The organism is Paenibacillus sambharensis (assembly GCF_003233845.1).
GTDB lineage: Bacteria > Bacillota > Bacilli > Paenibacillales > Paenibacillaceae > Paenibacillus_I > Paenibacillus_I sambharensis.
Map to the genome: position 1 here is coordinate 154,147 of NZ_QKRB01000044.1, position 14,083 is coordinate 168,229.

The window sequence follows — 14,083 nt, forward strand, 5'->3', positions numbered from 1 at the left end:
GCATTAATTTTTAATTTTAGCTTAATTCAATAATATTTTTATAAAAAACCCCATTGACATGTACGAACAAGTATATTAGTATTTTGGGTACATAGAATACGCTTTCAATCCTTTTACAGGAAATGTTTTAGAAGAGGGGTAGAAAATTTTACAGAAAATTCCGAAAAACTTTGCGGAAGGATGGGGTCTTTTCGACAAATGCATTCAGGAATATTGACATGTCCGTACATCCAGAGAGTATGCTTGGCAATTGGTGGGTAACTATATGTTTAATTTAGAAGTGGTTGCGTTTACAAGGGCATTCATACCAGACAACATGTACGTTTAATAGGTTTCGCCAACTACGGAATTAACAGGAGGAGAGTTTTATGAAGAAGAAATTAGCAATGCCATTGGTGCTCGTCTTTTTGGCAGTAGCAGTATTGTCGGGCTGCAGCGGCGAAGACAAGAATACGATCACGTTCTGGACACCGCTTACCGGTGAGGATGGCGCTTATATGAACCAGCTGGTTAAGGACTATAATGCGACTGAACCGGAATTCAAAGTTAAGCATATTGTAACAGCTGATATGTACACGAAGATGTCCACTGTACTGAATACAGGCAAAGGCGTACCTGACCTGGCCATCATCCACGCGGACCGTGTTCCTAACTATGTTAAGCAAGGCCTGCTTGAAGAAATGACAACTGTACTGGCTGCACACCCAGAAATTAAAGAAGAGAACTACCTGCCGCAAGCTTGGTCGACGGGCACGGTAGATGGAACACAGTACACTGTACCTCTTGATATTCACAGCAACGTGATGTACTACAACAAGGACCTGCTTGCCAAATACGGCGCAGAATCGTTCCTGGATGACAATGTTGTAACGATTGATGAAATGCTGTCACTTCAAGGCAAGCTGGAAGAAGGCCATTATGTTGTAAATGACGCTTTGCTCGGATGGGTGATCCTGGCTCAGATTCAGAACCTTGGCGGCGACATTCAGGAGAACGGCAAGCCTGCTGTCAACACACCGGTTATGAAGCAAGCCTTTGAAGAAATCAAGAAGGTCGCTGATGCCGGTCTGATGACACCGTTTGGCGAAGACGGCTTCCTGATGTTCCAATCCGGCAACGTATTGTTCTCCACTGATGGTACGTGGAGTTCAACGGCGCACGCTAGTGTAGAAGGCTTGAACTTTGGTGCAACCAACATCTACTCTGTAACACCTGAGAAGTACACGAACAGAGCTTCCTCCCACTTGTTCGCGATGCTGACGAACAAGGAAAGATCGGATGAGAAGGAAGCTGGCATTGGTAACTTCCTGGAGTTCATCCGCCAGAATTCTCTTGAGTGGGCTAAAGCGGGTCAGATTGTAGCAAGTAGAGAAGTTATTGAAAGCCCAGAGTACAAGGATTACATGCAGTCCTTCTTCACATCGAGCGAAGAGCAAATTGAGTCGCTTTACATCTACACTTATGAGCATTATCCATACATCCAGGAAGCAATCGACCAGAATGCGGCAGACCTCGTCCGCGGCCAAGTGGACATGGATGAGACGTTAGCCAAGATGCAGAAGCAGGTTGAGGATAAGATTGCTCAAGGCAGCAGCGGAGCCCAATAGAGAAGGCAAACCATTGTGAAAAGTAATGTGTCCTAGCGGCACATTACTTTTCCGACATTATTGTTCACGAGGGAGGATTGCAAGGCTATGAAGAGAAAACTAATGCCTGCTTTCTTTGTGGGACCGCATCTTATTTTGTTTCTTGTGTTTGTTCTCATACCAACGGTATACGGTATTTATGCTTCGTTTACACAGTGGAATCTGAATAGCGATCCAGTCTGGACTGGCCTTGATAATTACAGGACGATCCTGTTTGACAGCGGGTCAACCTTCCACCGCCAATTCTGGAACGGCCTCAAGAATACCTTGCTGTTCGTTGCGATGAGCGTTCCTTTGCTGATTGTCATTCCTTTGATGGTCGCAGTCGCTCTCGAGCATAAGAAGGTCAAGATGAAAGGCACGATTCAGGCTATCATTTATGTGCCGGGGCTTATTTCGATCTCCGCTGCCGCACTGATTTGGTCCCTGATTTTCAACAAGCAGCTTGGTGTCAGCAGCAACGTCTTCGGATCGGATGCGGTATGGTCCACTACCCAGCCTTATGCCTGGATGATCATCATTATCCTGACGATCTGGGGCGGTGTGGGCGGTAACATGATTATCTACCGTGCATCGATTAATGGCGTCTCGAAGGATCTCTATGAAGCCGGAGACATTGATGGTGCCGGACCGATTCGTAAGTTCTTCAGCATTACGCTTCCGTCTATCCGTTTCCCGCTCATCTACACATTTGTTATGACGACTGCCGGAGCCTTTAACGTGTTCGGCCAGCCGCTGATGCTTACTGATGGCGGTCCGCGTGAGAGCACGACCGTTCTGATGATGTACATTCGTCAGTTAGCCTTTGGTCACGGGGATTCTATCGCCGGTATGGCATCTGCGATGGCGGTTCTGCTCGGGGTGGTTATCCTGGTAATCTCGGCGCTTCAGTACTACGTGATGAACCGCAACGCGAACTAAGCATAACAATTGAGACGTTCAGGAATTAAGGAAACGGAAAAGGCAGGTGTAGCGAAATGTCAAAAAATATGACGATATCAAAATATATATCTTACCTATTTTTGATCTCCATTTGTGCAGCTTGGGCCATCCCTGTTATATTTGGTCTGACAACTTCATTCCGTTCACAGACGGAGGTCATTAACTCCGGATTCAGACTGCTGCCGCTTGAATGGATTATGGATAACTACAGGGCAATTCTCGACAATACGTCAACAGCGCCGATTGTTCGCTGGCTGGGTAACTCGCTGTACATCGCGATACTTCATACCTTCTTTGTCGTTGTTGTGATTTCGCTTACAGGTTATGGTTACTCCCGCATGAAGTTTAGAGGAAGAGACACGATGTTCTTCGTGCTGCTTGGAATCTCCTTCTTCCCGCCGGTCGTTAACCTGATCCCTTCCTACAAGATCATCGACGCGCTTGGATGGGTTAATACGTCATGGGCCATGATTGTGCCCGGTCTCGCAGGCATGGGTAATATCTTCCTCGTCAGACAATTTATGCTCGGTATCCCGCATGAGCTTGATGAGTCTGCACGTGTGGATGGTGCCGGCGACTTCCGGATTTATTTCTCCATTATTCTGCCGCTGATGAAGCCGGTGCTGATCGTCTGTGCCCTGTTCTCGTTCGTAGGCTCCTGGAATGACTTCCTCTGGCCGGTTATCGTATATACGGATGTAGACAAGATGCCAATCACGGCAGGACTGCTGCTGCTTCAGGATATTTACGGCAACTACCGGATGATTGGTCAACTGATGGGTTCGGCAATGCTGGCGATTATACCGACGCTGCTGCTCTTCTTCTTTGCGCAGAAATACTTCATCCAGTCCATCAACTTGAATTCGGGTATCAAGGGCTAGGAAGTACCATTCATGCCCATAATTTTAATAGTGCTGCATCCACTTATGGAGGTGTAAGGAATCAATGGCAAATCAGGTAATTGTGAATACGGATATTCGTAAAGGTACGATTAACAAGAACATTTATGGTCATTTCGCCGAGCATTTGGGCAGATGTATCTATGAAGGAATCTGGGTAGGCGAGGATTCCTCCATCCCGAATACGAAGGGAATCCGGAATGATGTATTGGAAGCCTTGAAGCAGATCAAGGTGCCGGTCCTCCGCTGGCCGGGCGGCTGTTTTGCGGATGAGTATCACTGGAAGGATGGCGTCGGGCCAAGAGAAAACCGCAAGCGTATGGTGAATACGCACTGGGGCGGCGTAGTAGAGAACAACCACTTTGGAACGCATGAGTTCATGCTGCTCTGCGAGCTGCTGGAATGCGAGCCTTATATCTGCGGCAACGTAGGCAGCGGCACGGTACAGGAAATGTCCGAGTGGGTTGAATATATGACCTTTGAAGGCGAATCTCCGATGGCGAACTGGCGCCGTGAGAACGGCCATGATGAGCCTTGGAAGCTGAAGTACTTCGGCGTTGGCAACGAGAACTGGGGCTGCGGCGGCAATATGCGCCCGGAATATTATGCGGATCTGTACCGCCGTTTCCAGACCTATGTCCGCAACTATGGCGATAACAAGATCTACAAGATCGCCGGCGGTGCCAACATCGATGACTACAACTGGACGGAAGTGCTGATGCAGAATGCAGCCGGCCTGATGGATGGCCTCAGCCTTCATTACTATACGATCCCGGGTGACTTCTGGCTCGGCAAGGGCTCGGCGGTGGACTTCCCTGAGGACGAGTGGTTCATCACGATGAAGAAGGCCCTGCATATGGATGAGCTGATCCGCAAGCATGGAACGATCATGGATAAGTATGATCCGGACAAGCGGATTGGCATGATTATTGATGAGTGGGGCACCTGGTTTGATGTCGAGCCAGGCACAAACCCTGGCTTCCTGTACCAGCAGAACACGATTCGTGACGCCCTGGTGGCAGGCCTGCACTTCAACATTTTCCACAATCATAGCGACCGTGTTCAGATGACGAACATTGCACAGACCGTTAATGTGCTGCAGGCGATGATTCTGACCGAGGGTGAGAAGATGATTCTTACGCCGACGTATCACGTGTTCGATATGTACAAGGTTCACCAGGATGCGGAGCTGCTCGCGGTTGATTCCACGTTCGGCACGTATGAGCTAAATGGCGAGAAGCTGCCTCAGGTAACGGTATCGGCATCCAAGGATGCCAGCGGCAAGGTGCATATCAGCCTGTGTAACATCGACCATCAGAATGAAGCGGTACTGGATCTGGACCTGCGCGGCATCAATGCGGCAGATAAGAAGGTTTCCGGCACCATTATCACAGCTGACGCGATGAATGCACATAACACCTTCGAGCAGCCGGATGTTGTTAAGCCTGCTGCGTTTAACGGAGTTGCAGTGCAGGGCAATAAGCTGGCCATCAAGCTTCCGGCGATGTCGGTTGTGACGATTGCGGTAGAATAGTTAACCAAATTCTAATCCTAAGCCCGATCATGCGATCGGGCTTTTTACTTTGCAGAGGGATTTGTAACGTAGGAGAGAATTATAAAATAATGGAAAGATTAAAGGGCTGCGGCCAGCTTGAATCTAAATAAGGGGGAAGTTAATCGTCATGTCAGAAGAGTACTCAAAAGCAGGCGATCAGATTTATCGGTACAATGCCAAGGAACCGGAATGGCGGCCGCCAACCTACGGGGAAGATGGCTGGATGGAGGCAATTGTAAAGCATGTTGAGAGATATTATGGTGAGACCGATACTGTCTACCATGAAATTATATCCGATCTCATCCATGTAGATGTACATCATATCAGCCCAACGAACCGGCATCCCTATCACGTCCTGTTTACAACGGGGATGAGTTATCTGCCAATGGCCGTACCGGAAGGACGGGAGGATTACCGGTTTGCGGAATTAATGATATGTCTGCCGCCAGAGTGGCCGGTCTCTGATGAAGCCTTCAAGGATCCCAATCATTATTGGCCTGTCTACTGGCTGAAGATGCTGGCAAGGCTGCCGCACGAACACGGAACATGGCTTGGAGCAGGACACACCATTCCTAATGGCGATCCAGCCGAACCGCTTGCTGACAATACACGGATGAGCGGGATTATCCTGCTGCCGCCAGTCAGGACGGAAACCGACTTCCTAACGTTAAGTATGGCTGATGGCCGGCTGGTTCACTTCTATTGCCTGGTCCCCCTGTATGCGGAAGAGATGGATCTTAAGCTTGCCAAGGGAGCAAACGCGCTGACGGATAAATTTGATAAGTACCAGGTTAATGAGTGGATTGATCCGGCACGGAAAAACACCTGCAAGCGGTCTTTCTTTTCCAAGTGGAAAGGCTAATCCTGCTGCCTGTTGCTTCCTGCTATGCAGTTTGGGTATACTACCCAGAGTTATATGGTACAAGGAATCGTCGATTCGGCTGCACAGCCCTGTGCGACAAGAGGAGTGGTTGGATAAGTGGGCATGGACCACCTGGCTGCGCAGCTTCTTTTCCAATTGAATCTGGTTAAGGAGAAGCCATATTTGCCCCATTGGGGACCCATTTATGGCCTCTTATATGAGATAAGACGGTTAGCCAGATTAGCGAAGCAGGATGCCGCAATTTATGCCATTAGCCAGCAGGCACGTGTAATGTATCATTACGGCAAGGATCAATTTGCAGTTGAAATGCCTGAAATGACTATTTTCCTGAGGGATACTGAGCTTGCAGATGCGCTTGTATCGGGAAGCTTCTATCCGCTTGCTGAAGCAGGCGGGTCATTAGGATACCGGCGAAATTAATGCCTGCCGGCACAATCATCGCCGAGTCTTCATTCTTCGTGCTGGCCTATGCTTGGTCTGATGACCAAGGAAAGGGTGGAAGGAAGCAGATGAAGAAGACAGATGAACACTGCTGTCAATCGTGCAGCCTGCCTAATAAACGCAGGTCTTGTGGTACAAGAAAGGCGGACAGCATGGAGTCTGAACGGCGTCAGCAGTCTGAACAGGCGTATTGGAAGAAGAAATATGATCACTTTGACTCCCGGCTGTTGTTTCGCGGGGGTTATACAAGGTACACATGGCTGTAAAATTATCAGCTCACGTAATCGCCCCACAAAAGCAGAGTGTTCCCCGCCTCCGGTTAGCTATAATAACGCCAATCGTACCTTAGGAGGTGGGGAATTCCCCTTGGAAGCTATTAACTCTGGGCAAGGCCCGTATGCCACGCTTCATCCCTTCACTTATATGTCTGGCTTCTCTTCCATGACTGAGCAGGATTTTCACTCTTACAATACGTATTTAACCCGGGGAGAAGGTGTCTGGGTATATGACAATCATGACAACCGTTACTTTTATGCAACGACTGCTGTTCCCTCGGTGGGACTCGGCAACCGTTACGTCATTGACCGTATGATGGAGCAGTACCATGCACTGCACTTTGCTTCGACCTGCGGGCAGACCCACCCCCTCATCGAGCGTCTGTCCCAGAAGCTGCTTGCGTTATGCGGAAGTCCCTTCGGCCAGGTGTTCTACAGCAATGACGGCTCTGGAGCGATAGAGACTGCGATGCGGCTTGCCCGCCAGTATTTCCTGTCCATCGGTGAGAAGAAACGGGTTAAGTTTATCAGTCTGGAAGGCAATTACCACGGAACTACATTTGGCAGCGGCTCTGTCACGCACATGGGCATTCAAGAGTCGTTCGGCCCTAGTATGCCGGGATGTTACGCCGTGCCTGCCCCAGTCGGATATCGGCCGCCTATAAGCGGGACACCTGAGCAGGTGGCCAAGTTCTGTCTGGATATGCTCGAGGAGACGGTCTTCGAGAATGGACCGGATGAAATTGCGGCTATTCTTATTGAACCTATTCAGGGCGTCAATGGCGTGGTGGAAATCTCACCGGATTATATCCGTCAGGTACGGGAACTGGCCGACCGCTATGGAATCCTTCTTATTATGGATGAGGTTGCGACAGGAATCGGCAGGACGGGCAGCTGGACCTTGTCCCGGCAGCTGGGTGTCGAGCCTGACCTGTTAGCTGTTTCCAAAGGGCTGACGGGCGGCTATTTTCCGATGGGTGCTACCTTGATCTCGAAAGACGTAGCTGCAGGGCTGTTTAACAACGGGGGGATCTTCCTGCACGGCTCCACACAGAGCGGACATCCTGTAGGCTGTGCTGCTGCCCTGGCGGTACTCAGCTTCCTGGAAGATAACCAGTTAGTGGGCCAAGTGAAAGGCAAAGGCGAGTATGTAATGACAAGTCTTAAGCAAGAGCTGTCGGATCACGTCCATGTGGGGGATATCCGGGGCCATGGACTGATGATCGCGATCGAGTTTGTCTCGGACAAGTCCAGCAAGGAAGGTGTGGATTATGCGTTTGGACAGAGCCTGTCGGCAGATCTTCGGTGTCAAGGAGTACTGGGGAACTGGTTCAACAGCACGCTAATCCTATATCCGCCTTTAACAGCACAGCGGGAAGAGCTGGACTTCATGATTGACGGCATCATCCGCGCAGTTAAAGGTGAAGGCTTACACTCAGCAGCGGCTGGCTCATGACCATGAATATTTCTAATCTGCAGTTTCAAGGGTTTGACGAACTAAATGAAGTAATGGCTGGTGCTTATACGCCTATGATGAATGCATTATGGCATGTTATGGCAACCGGTGATGAATGGTGGGCAGAAGAGCACACACGCTGCGAGGAGCAGGTGTATGAACTGCTCTCCTCTTCCCAGCTGCAGGCTTTCCTGAATAGAAGGGAAAGTCTGCCGGGGGGCAGCTTGCATGATTCCCGCCAGATAACCGTTCTGCGTAATGAAATGCTGGAGCATCAGGGTCAAGAAGCGCTGCAGCGCCGCATTTTAGAGCTGTGGAACCAGATGCACTACCGGATCGCTACACATCGGGCCACGCTGGATGGAGCCTCGCTCTCGAATGCTGATCTTACAGCTTTGCTGCAAGCGGAGAGGGACCAAGCAATGCGGAAGAGAATCTGGGAGGCTGGCATGCAGCTGGGCGGACAGCTGGCACCTGGCCTGCTGGACCTGGTAGCGCTTCGTAACCAGGTGGCCGTCAGCCAAGGCTATGACAACTACTTCGTCATGAAGCTGGCCGCTCAAGAAGTCACCTTGGCACAGCTGAACCAAAGTATAGATAGCTTGAGAGCCGGGCTGGATCAAAGCTACAGGAGCGTAAAGGAAGAGCTCGATTCGGATATCAGGGAAACGTTTGGATTAGGGCCGGGTCAACTGCGTCCGTGGCACTATAATGCCTTGATGCTGCAGGGGTATCCCGTCTCTTCTGTCTCTTCTTCAGATAAAGTATGGGACCCGTCCGTAATTATTCCGAAGCTGGCGGACTGGCTTGCAGTAAGGGGCGTTAAGACGGATTTCCTTACAACAGCCGATCTGCTGGGGAGGGCAGGCAAGAGCCAGGCGAACTGCTGCCTCAATATTAACCGGGGTGAGGATATACGGGTCATGTGCAGCTTATCCGAGGACTGGAGAGGTCTGCAGGTTCTGCTGCATGAGACAGGGCATGCCGTCTATGAACAGGGGCTTGACCCGTCCCTGCCCTTCCTGCTCCGCCAGCCGGCTCATATTTTCCTCAGCGAGGCGATTGCCCTGCTGTTTGAGCGGTTGTCAGCGGATGAGGAATGGCTGGGCAAAATGGGAGTCCTAATGCCCGATCTCTTCAGCTCGGAGAGGAAGAACTGGCTGCGGAAGCATCTCTTGATGAAGTTGTATTCAACCATAGCGATCGTGGAGTTCGAGAAGGAACTGTACCATCATCCGGGCGGCTGTCTGAATGAGCGGTGGTGGGAGATCGTTGAAGACATACAGCTGATCCGCCGCCCGGAAAGCTGGGATTACCCGTACTGGGCATCTAAGGAGCACCTGACCACGCTGCCGGTTTATTACTACAATTATTTGTGGGGGGAAGTTGCGGCCTCGCAAGTACAGAATGCCCTATGCTCGCAATATGGAGCAGTGTCTGACCTGGCTTCCTTAAGGAGCTTGGATCGTCAGCTCTTTAAACCGGGAGCTTCGCTAGATTGGCAAACGCTCCTTGCCGCTTGTACAGGAGCCCCAATGAACACCTCATATCTAATAGATGAGTTGAAATCGGATTAGGAGGGGATACAGGTTGGCCAAAATGCATATCTTCAAGAGGACGGTTGTTCCGCGTCCCCAGAAAGAGCGGCAGTCTCCGAACAGTGAGGTTAAGACATACTACCTGTCAGCGGAGGAGCTGGAGTATTACCGGTTGCTCCCCAAGCAGGAACACCCGCGCATTATTATACCGGGAAGATATATATAATCGCTCTAGGAAGCATTGCCTGGTACGACTCCCTTCGGGGGATCGGATCGGGTAATGTTTTTCTTTTACCTCAAACATTCAGATGATATCATATAGGAACAAGTGTTCCTGTAATGCGCAATTAACTCCTATTCTTGCACAATAGATACAGATCATAAAAGGATATCCATTGGTACCATTAACTTACCTGGAACAACAAGGCTGGGAGGTAAGCTTAATGGATGTGTTGCTGGTTATCAGTCATGAATTAAAGGAAGACGAGCATCGCCGTGTGCAACAGATGTTTGCCAACATGAATATTTTAGCTGAGCATAATTTCGCTGCCGTATCCCGTCATATCCGGACAAACCCTTACAAGTTTATTGTCCTGCTAAGTTTTGAGGATACACTGCCTCCATCCTGGAAAGTAGAAGACTTGAAACTCGAAACTCCCGTTATGATTTTGCTGAAGGTTAACAAGCTGGATTTATTCGTGTTCTATTCCTTCCTTGATTCTGTCGGACTATTGTCCAAATCTTCAGCTGAGGCTGCAGACAAGCAGCCGCCTCCGCCATTACTGTACAAATCAATAGAATACATTGAGGAAAATCTGTGTGAGAACGAACTGTGTCTTGAGACGGTAGCAGCGAGCATTTTTGTCAGCCGCTGCCACTACAGCCGAATGTTCAAGGAGCATTTTGGCATCGGGTTCAAGGAATACATTATGAATAAGCGGGTGCAGAAGGCAAAAGTGATGCTGCAGGAAGGTGTTCCGGTTACGGATGTATGTTATGCGGTTGGCTATGGGGATCTGACTCATTTTGGCCGTGTCTTTAAACGGCTGGTTGGGGAGAGGCCATCCGACTACCGCAGGAAGAATGCCCGGCATGGCTCTCATACTGCATAGAGGGGGATGATTGTGAAGACAAGATATTTTAACCACGTAGAGTTCTCTAATGACGGCATCTCTGTTACCAAGACAAGTGATCTTCCAAGCAAGCTGATCGATGAAATCGTCTGGTACTTGGATTTGCCGGAGGAGCTTAAACAGTACACGCCTCACGTTCAATCCTTCTCCCTGGGGAAGCCGCGTGCCTATTTGACACTGGATTATGTGCCGGGCGGTACACTGGGGGATTCGTTAGTAGAAGGCAGCCGAAGCCGGCAGGAATGGAGCCGTATACTTGGGAGCTTGCGTCTTGTGCTGGGCAGTTTTGCAGCGCATACCGGCAGTCTGTCACGGCTGCATCTTTATACGATGTACATAGGCAAGACGCATCAGCGGCTGAATACCTTCCTTCTTCAGAGTGAATGGGCCAGAGAAGTGCATAAGCAGGGCTACTATTACTTGAATGGCAGGCCAGTGATGAGCCCGACTGCCATTCTGCAAAAAGGGATGAAGGAGCTGATTAAGCTGCTGGACAATCCCGAAATTGCAGTTATGCATGGTGATTTCTGTCTGTCCAATCTCTTTTATTCAGCTGAAGGGGACAGTGTTAAGGCAATTGATCCGAGGGGCCGGTTTGGTATTCAGACGATCTACGGTGACCATCGTTACGATTGGGCTAAGCTGCGCCACAGCCTAACAGGGTATGAGCATATTGTCAGGGGCCAGTATCAGGCAGTCATTCTTCCGGGTTCCATTGAACTGGAGATCAAGCAGAATCTGGATCTGGTATGGATGCGTAATCTGCTGGACAGCTGGATGCAGCAGGATCGTCTGCGGTCTGTTCGTGTCATTGAGGCGTTGCTGTTCTTATCCATGCTGCCCCTCCATAAGGAGGACCACGCACGGCAGCTTGCTCTGTTCGCGCTCGGAACCAAACTCTTGGAAGATATACTGGAGGGATAGGGGGGAGATTATTGCGGATTGTAATCGATCTGGATGGAACACTGTGCGGGTTAAGGCAGGAGGGGCAGACATACGCTGACGTGCTGCCGCTTGAGGGTGCCGTTGAAGCGGTTAAGCAGCTGAAAGCGGAAGGGCATACGATTATTATCCATACAGCACGTAATATGAAGACAACCGGAGGCAATGTAGGCGGGGCTATTGCCAATATAGGCCTTACTACACAGCGGTGGCTGGAACGCTTCGAGGTTCCTTATGACGAGCTGGTATTCGGTAAGCCATATGGTCACCTGTACATTGACGATCTGGCCCACCAATTCCAAGGTTGGGAGCATGCATTAACGGCGGTCAAACGGAAGGGCGATGAGAGATGAATATCGTGATCCCCTTGGCCGGTGAGGGCAGACGGTTCCAAGAAGCAGGATTTCATGTTCCCAAGATGCTGATTGATGTTGCGGGCCGCCCTATGCTGTACTGGGCACTCGACAGCCTGCTTCCTTTTTTTCAGAACCATCATTTCATTTTTGTCGTACAGCAGGCGCATCTTAACAGTACTGATCTGGAACAAGTGATTTACCGCAGGTGCCCTGAGGCAGCAGTAGTTGCGCTCGATCGTAAAACCCGGGGACAAGCGGAGAGTGTGTGGGAAGCACGCTCGGTTATGTGCCAATCAGACCCGCTGCTTATCTTTAATGGCGATACCTATGTGGGAACGGATATCGGCAGGGCCCTGTCGGAGGATGCAGGCAGTCTCGATGGTCTGATTAATGTGTTTCAATCGTCAGATCCTTCTTTCAGTTATGTAGAGCTTCATGGTAATGAATTGGTCCGGTCGGTCAGGGAGAAGCGGGTTATTTCCCCTTGGGCAACGTCCGGACTTTATTATTTCCGAACAGCTGCTGAATACCTCCGGCTTGTATCACAAGCAGTAGAAGAGGATGTTCCGGCAGGGGAAGGGGAGTGGTATGTTTCTGAGATTTACAACCTCATGATTCGGGCTGGGGGACGGGTTGGTATAGACAGGGCTTTATTCTGCCACCCGCTTGGCACACCGTCACAGATGGATGCTTTTATTAACATTCAGAGGAGTCAGGGGGGAATGCCTTGAGGCGTATTTTCTTTGGACTGAGTGGAGGAATGGGGCCGGTTCTCCGGACTCTTCCAATTGCGGAACAGCATCGTCAGGCCGGTGATACCGTATCATTCAGTATTTATGACCAGCAGGCGGCTCAGTATCTGGAGAGCATCGGTTACCGGCATGTGGAGGATCAGGACCCCACTGTACCGAGTCCGGGCCTGCTTGTCCCTGCAGGATGCACCTTCTATCATCTGGATCACTATTATGCCAGTCTTGGGCTTGCTGACTATGCGTTCGTCCGTTCCTGGATTACCAGCCGTATTGCTATGCTGAAATCATTGGACCCTCATCTGGTTTATGCCGATTTAAGTCCTCATACGATTATAGCCGCGCGTTATCTTGGCATTCCTGTTGTTAGTCTTACACAGGCCTGCTTTCATCCTGCCGGACTGCCCCTTCATTACTGGAGTAAGCCTCCGCGCAACGTATCTAGAGTAACCCCCGTGGTCAACCGGGTGCTTCAGGAGCTTGGACTAAGTCCTGTCAGCCGCATGGAGGAGCTCACCGCCGGCGATATCACGGTTGTTCCCAGTATACCGGAGCTTGATCCCATCAGGAGCGAAGCTGTCCATTACGTGGGGCCTATTGGGGAAGAGCTGAAGGATAACCCTGCTGCCCGTGAGTTTGCTGACCTCTCTCCGGATGTAGTGGTTTATGCAGGAAGGGTATCCGATACGGCTGGTGATTCCGGACTGCGGCTGGTCAGGATGGTACAGGAGGCATTCCGGGACAGACAGGAGCGTGTTGCCATCGTGTATTCAGGCAAGCTGCCGCTGCGGGAGGCCCGGGCTATGCCTGCATCGGTTATCCGGGTTGAGCGTTTTCGTTCCGACTGGCTCTCCAGAGCCAAGCTGTATATTCACCACGGCGGCCATGGCAGTTGTCTGTCCTCCATCCTGCATGCTGTGCCCTCACTAATCATTCCTACCCATTCTGAGCGGGAATATAATGCGCGTAATCTATGGAAGCAGGGCGGATGCGAGTATGTGCTGCCGGATACCTGCACGTCGGGGCATTTTTACGAGCTGGCACGGTACGTCATGGAAGATGAATATAAACGTAAACTGGAATTGCTGCGTGACACCATTATGAGGCGCCCTTACGGCGGAGCGAAGCATGCTTACCGGCTGGGAAGGTCCCTGATAAGGCTGGAAGCAGGGGGGACACGTTGAATCGTGACAGTTGGCATTACCCTTACTAGCTATGCGGGGCACAAGGTAATAAAAGACGAATAACGCAGAAGGAAACGCAGGGCG

15 protein-coding genes are annotated in these 14,083 nt (G+C 50.5%); all 15 read left to right on the forward strand.

All coding sequences use genetic code 11. The features are described from left to right. The first annotated feature begins 368 nt into the window (after positions 1 to 368). The 15 genes from DNH61_RS12120 to DNH61_RS12185 all read left to right on the forward strand — a co-directional run bounded on the left by DNH61_RS12120 (position 369) and on the right by DNH61_RS12185 (position 13,999). Entirely contained in the window at positions 369 to 1,607 is a 1,239-nt protein-coding gene (locus DNH61_RS12120) for an extracellular solute-binding protein (RefSeq protein ID WP_111146922.1), read from the forward strand. 87 nt (positions 1,608 to 1,694) lie between these two features. Continuing rightward, positions 1,695 to 2,567, forward strand: coding sequence for a carbohydrate ABC transporter permease (locus tag DNH61_RS12125; protein ID WP_111146923.1), 873 nt, complete (start codon positions 1,695 to 1,697; stop codon positions 2,565 to 2,567). A gap of 56 nt (positions 2,568 to 2,623) precedes the next feature. Continuing rightward, on the forward strand, positions 2,624 to 3,469 hold the full coding sequence (locus tag DNH61_RS12130; protein WP_111146924.1) for a carbohydrate ABC transporter permease: 846 nt from the start codon (positions 2,624 to 2,626) through the stop codon (positions 3,467 to 3,469). 64 nt (positions 3,470 to 3,533) lie between these two features. After that, entirely contained in the window at positions 3,534 to 5,021 is a 1,488-nt protein-coding gene (locus tag DNH61_RS12135) for an alpha-N-arabinofuranosidase (protein ID WP_111146925.1), read from the forward strand. Between the two features lie 148 nt (positions 5,022 to 5,169). After that, complete coding sequence (locus tag DNH61_RS12140; protein ID WP_111146926.1) at positions 5,170 to 5,904, forward strand: suppressor of fused domain protein; 735 nt, start codon at positions 5,170 to 5,172, stop codon at positions 5,902 to 5,904. Positions 5,905 to 6,021: 117 nt separating this feature from the next. Next, complete coding sequence (locus tag DNH61_RS12145; protein WP_111146927.1) at positions 6,022 to 6,345, forward strand: hypothetical protein; 324 nt, start codon at positions 6,022 to 6,024, stop codon at positions 6,343 to 6,345. After that, complete coding sequence (locus DNH61_RS12150; RefSeq protein ID WP_111146928.1) at positions 6,345 to 6,632, forward strand: hypothetical protein; 288 nt, start codon at positions 6,345 to 6,347, stop codon at positions 6,630 to 6,632. The genes DNH61_RS12145 and DNH61_RS12150 overlap by 1 nt, the downstream gene beginning before the upstream one ends. A gap of 100 nt (positions 6,633 to 6,732) precedes the next feature. Beyond that, a complete protein-coding gene (locus DNH61_RS12155; protein ID WP_245948153.1) occupies positions 6,733 to 8,097 on the forward strand; it encodes an aminotransferase family protein in 1,365 nt (454 codons plus the stop codon). Continuing rightward, entirely contained in the window at positions 8,094 to 9,674 is a 1,581-nt protein-coding gene (locus DNH61_RS12160; protein ID WP_111146929.1) for a M2 family metallopeptidase, read from the forward strand. The genes DNH61_RS12155 and DNH61_RS12160 overlap by 4 nt, the downstream gene beginning before the upstream one ends. A gap of 13 nt (positions 9,675 to 9,687) precedes the next feature. Then, on the forward strand, positions 9,688 to 9,861 hold the full coding sequence (locus tag DNH61_RS26390; RefSeq protein WP_181438682.1) for a hypothetical protein: 174 nt from the start codon (positions 9,688 to 9,690) through the stop codon (positions 9,859 to 9,861). Between the two features lie 217 nt (positions 9,862 to 10,078). After that, positions 10,079 to 10,747, forward strand: coding sequence for a helix-turn-helix transcriptional regulator (locus DNH61_RS12165; RefSeq protein WP_111146930.1), 669 nt, complete (start codon positions 10,079 to 10,081; stop codon positions 10,745 to 10,747). A 12-nt stretch (positions 10,748 to 10,759) separates the two neighbouring features. Then, positions 10,760 to 11,692, forward strand: coding sequence for a hypothetical protein (locus DNH61_RS12170; RefSeq protein ID WP_146241003.1), 933 nt, complete (start codon positions 10,760 to 10,762; stop codon positions 11,690 to 11,692). Between the two features lie 11 nt (positions 11,693 to 11,703). Further along, entirely contained in the window at positions 11,704 to 12,063 is a 360-nt protein-coding gene (locus tag DNH61_RS12175; RefSeq protein ID WP_111146932.1) for an HAD hydrolase family protein, read from the forward strand. After that, positions 12,060 to 12,797 carry a sugar phosphate nucleotidyltransferase gene (locus DNH61_RS12180; protein ID WP_111146933.1) on the forward strand — a complete coding sequence of 246 codons (738 nt, stop codon included), beginning with the start codon at positions 12,060 to 12,062 and terminating at the stop codon, positions 12,795 to 12,797. Before DNH61_RS12175 ends, DNH61_RS12180 begins: the two co-directional genes overlap by 4 nt. Then, positions 12,794 to 13,999: a glycosyltransferase gene (locus tag DNH61_RS12185; protein WP_245948154.1), complete on the forward strand. Its 1,206-nt coding sequence runs from the start codon at positions 12,794 to 12,796 to the stop codon at positions 13,997 to 13,999. The genes DNH61_RS12180 and DNH61_RS12185 overlap by 4 nt, the downstream gene beginning before the upstream one ends. Positions 14,000 to 14,083 lie beyond the last annotated feature (84 nt).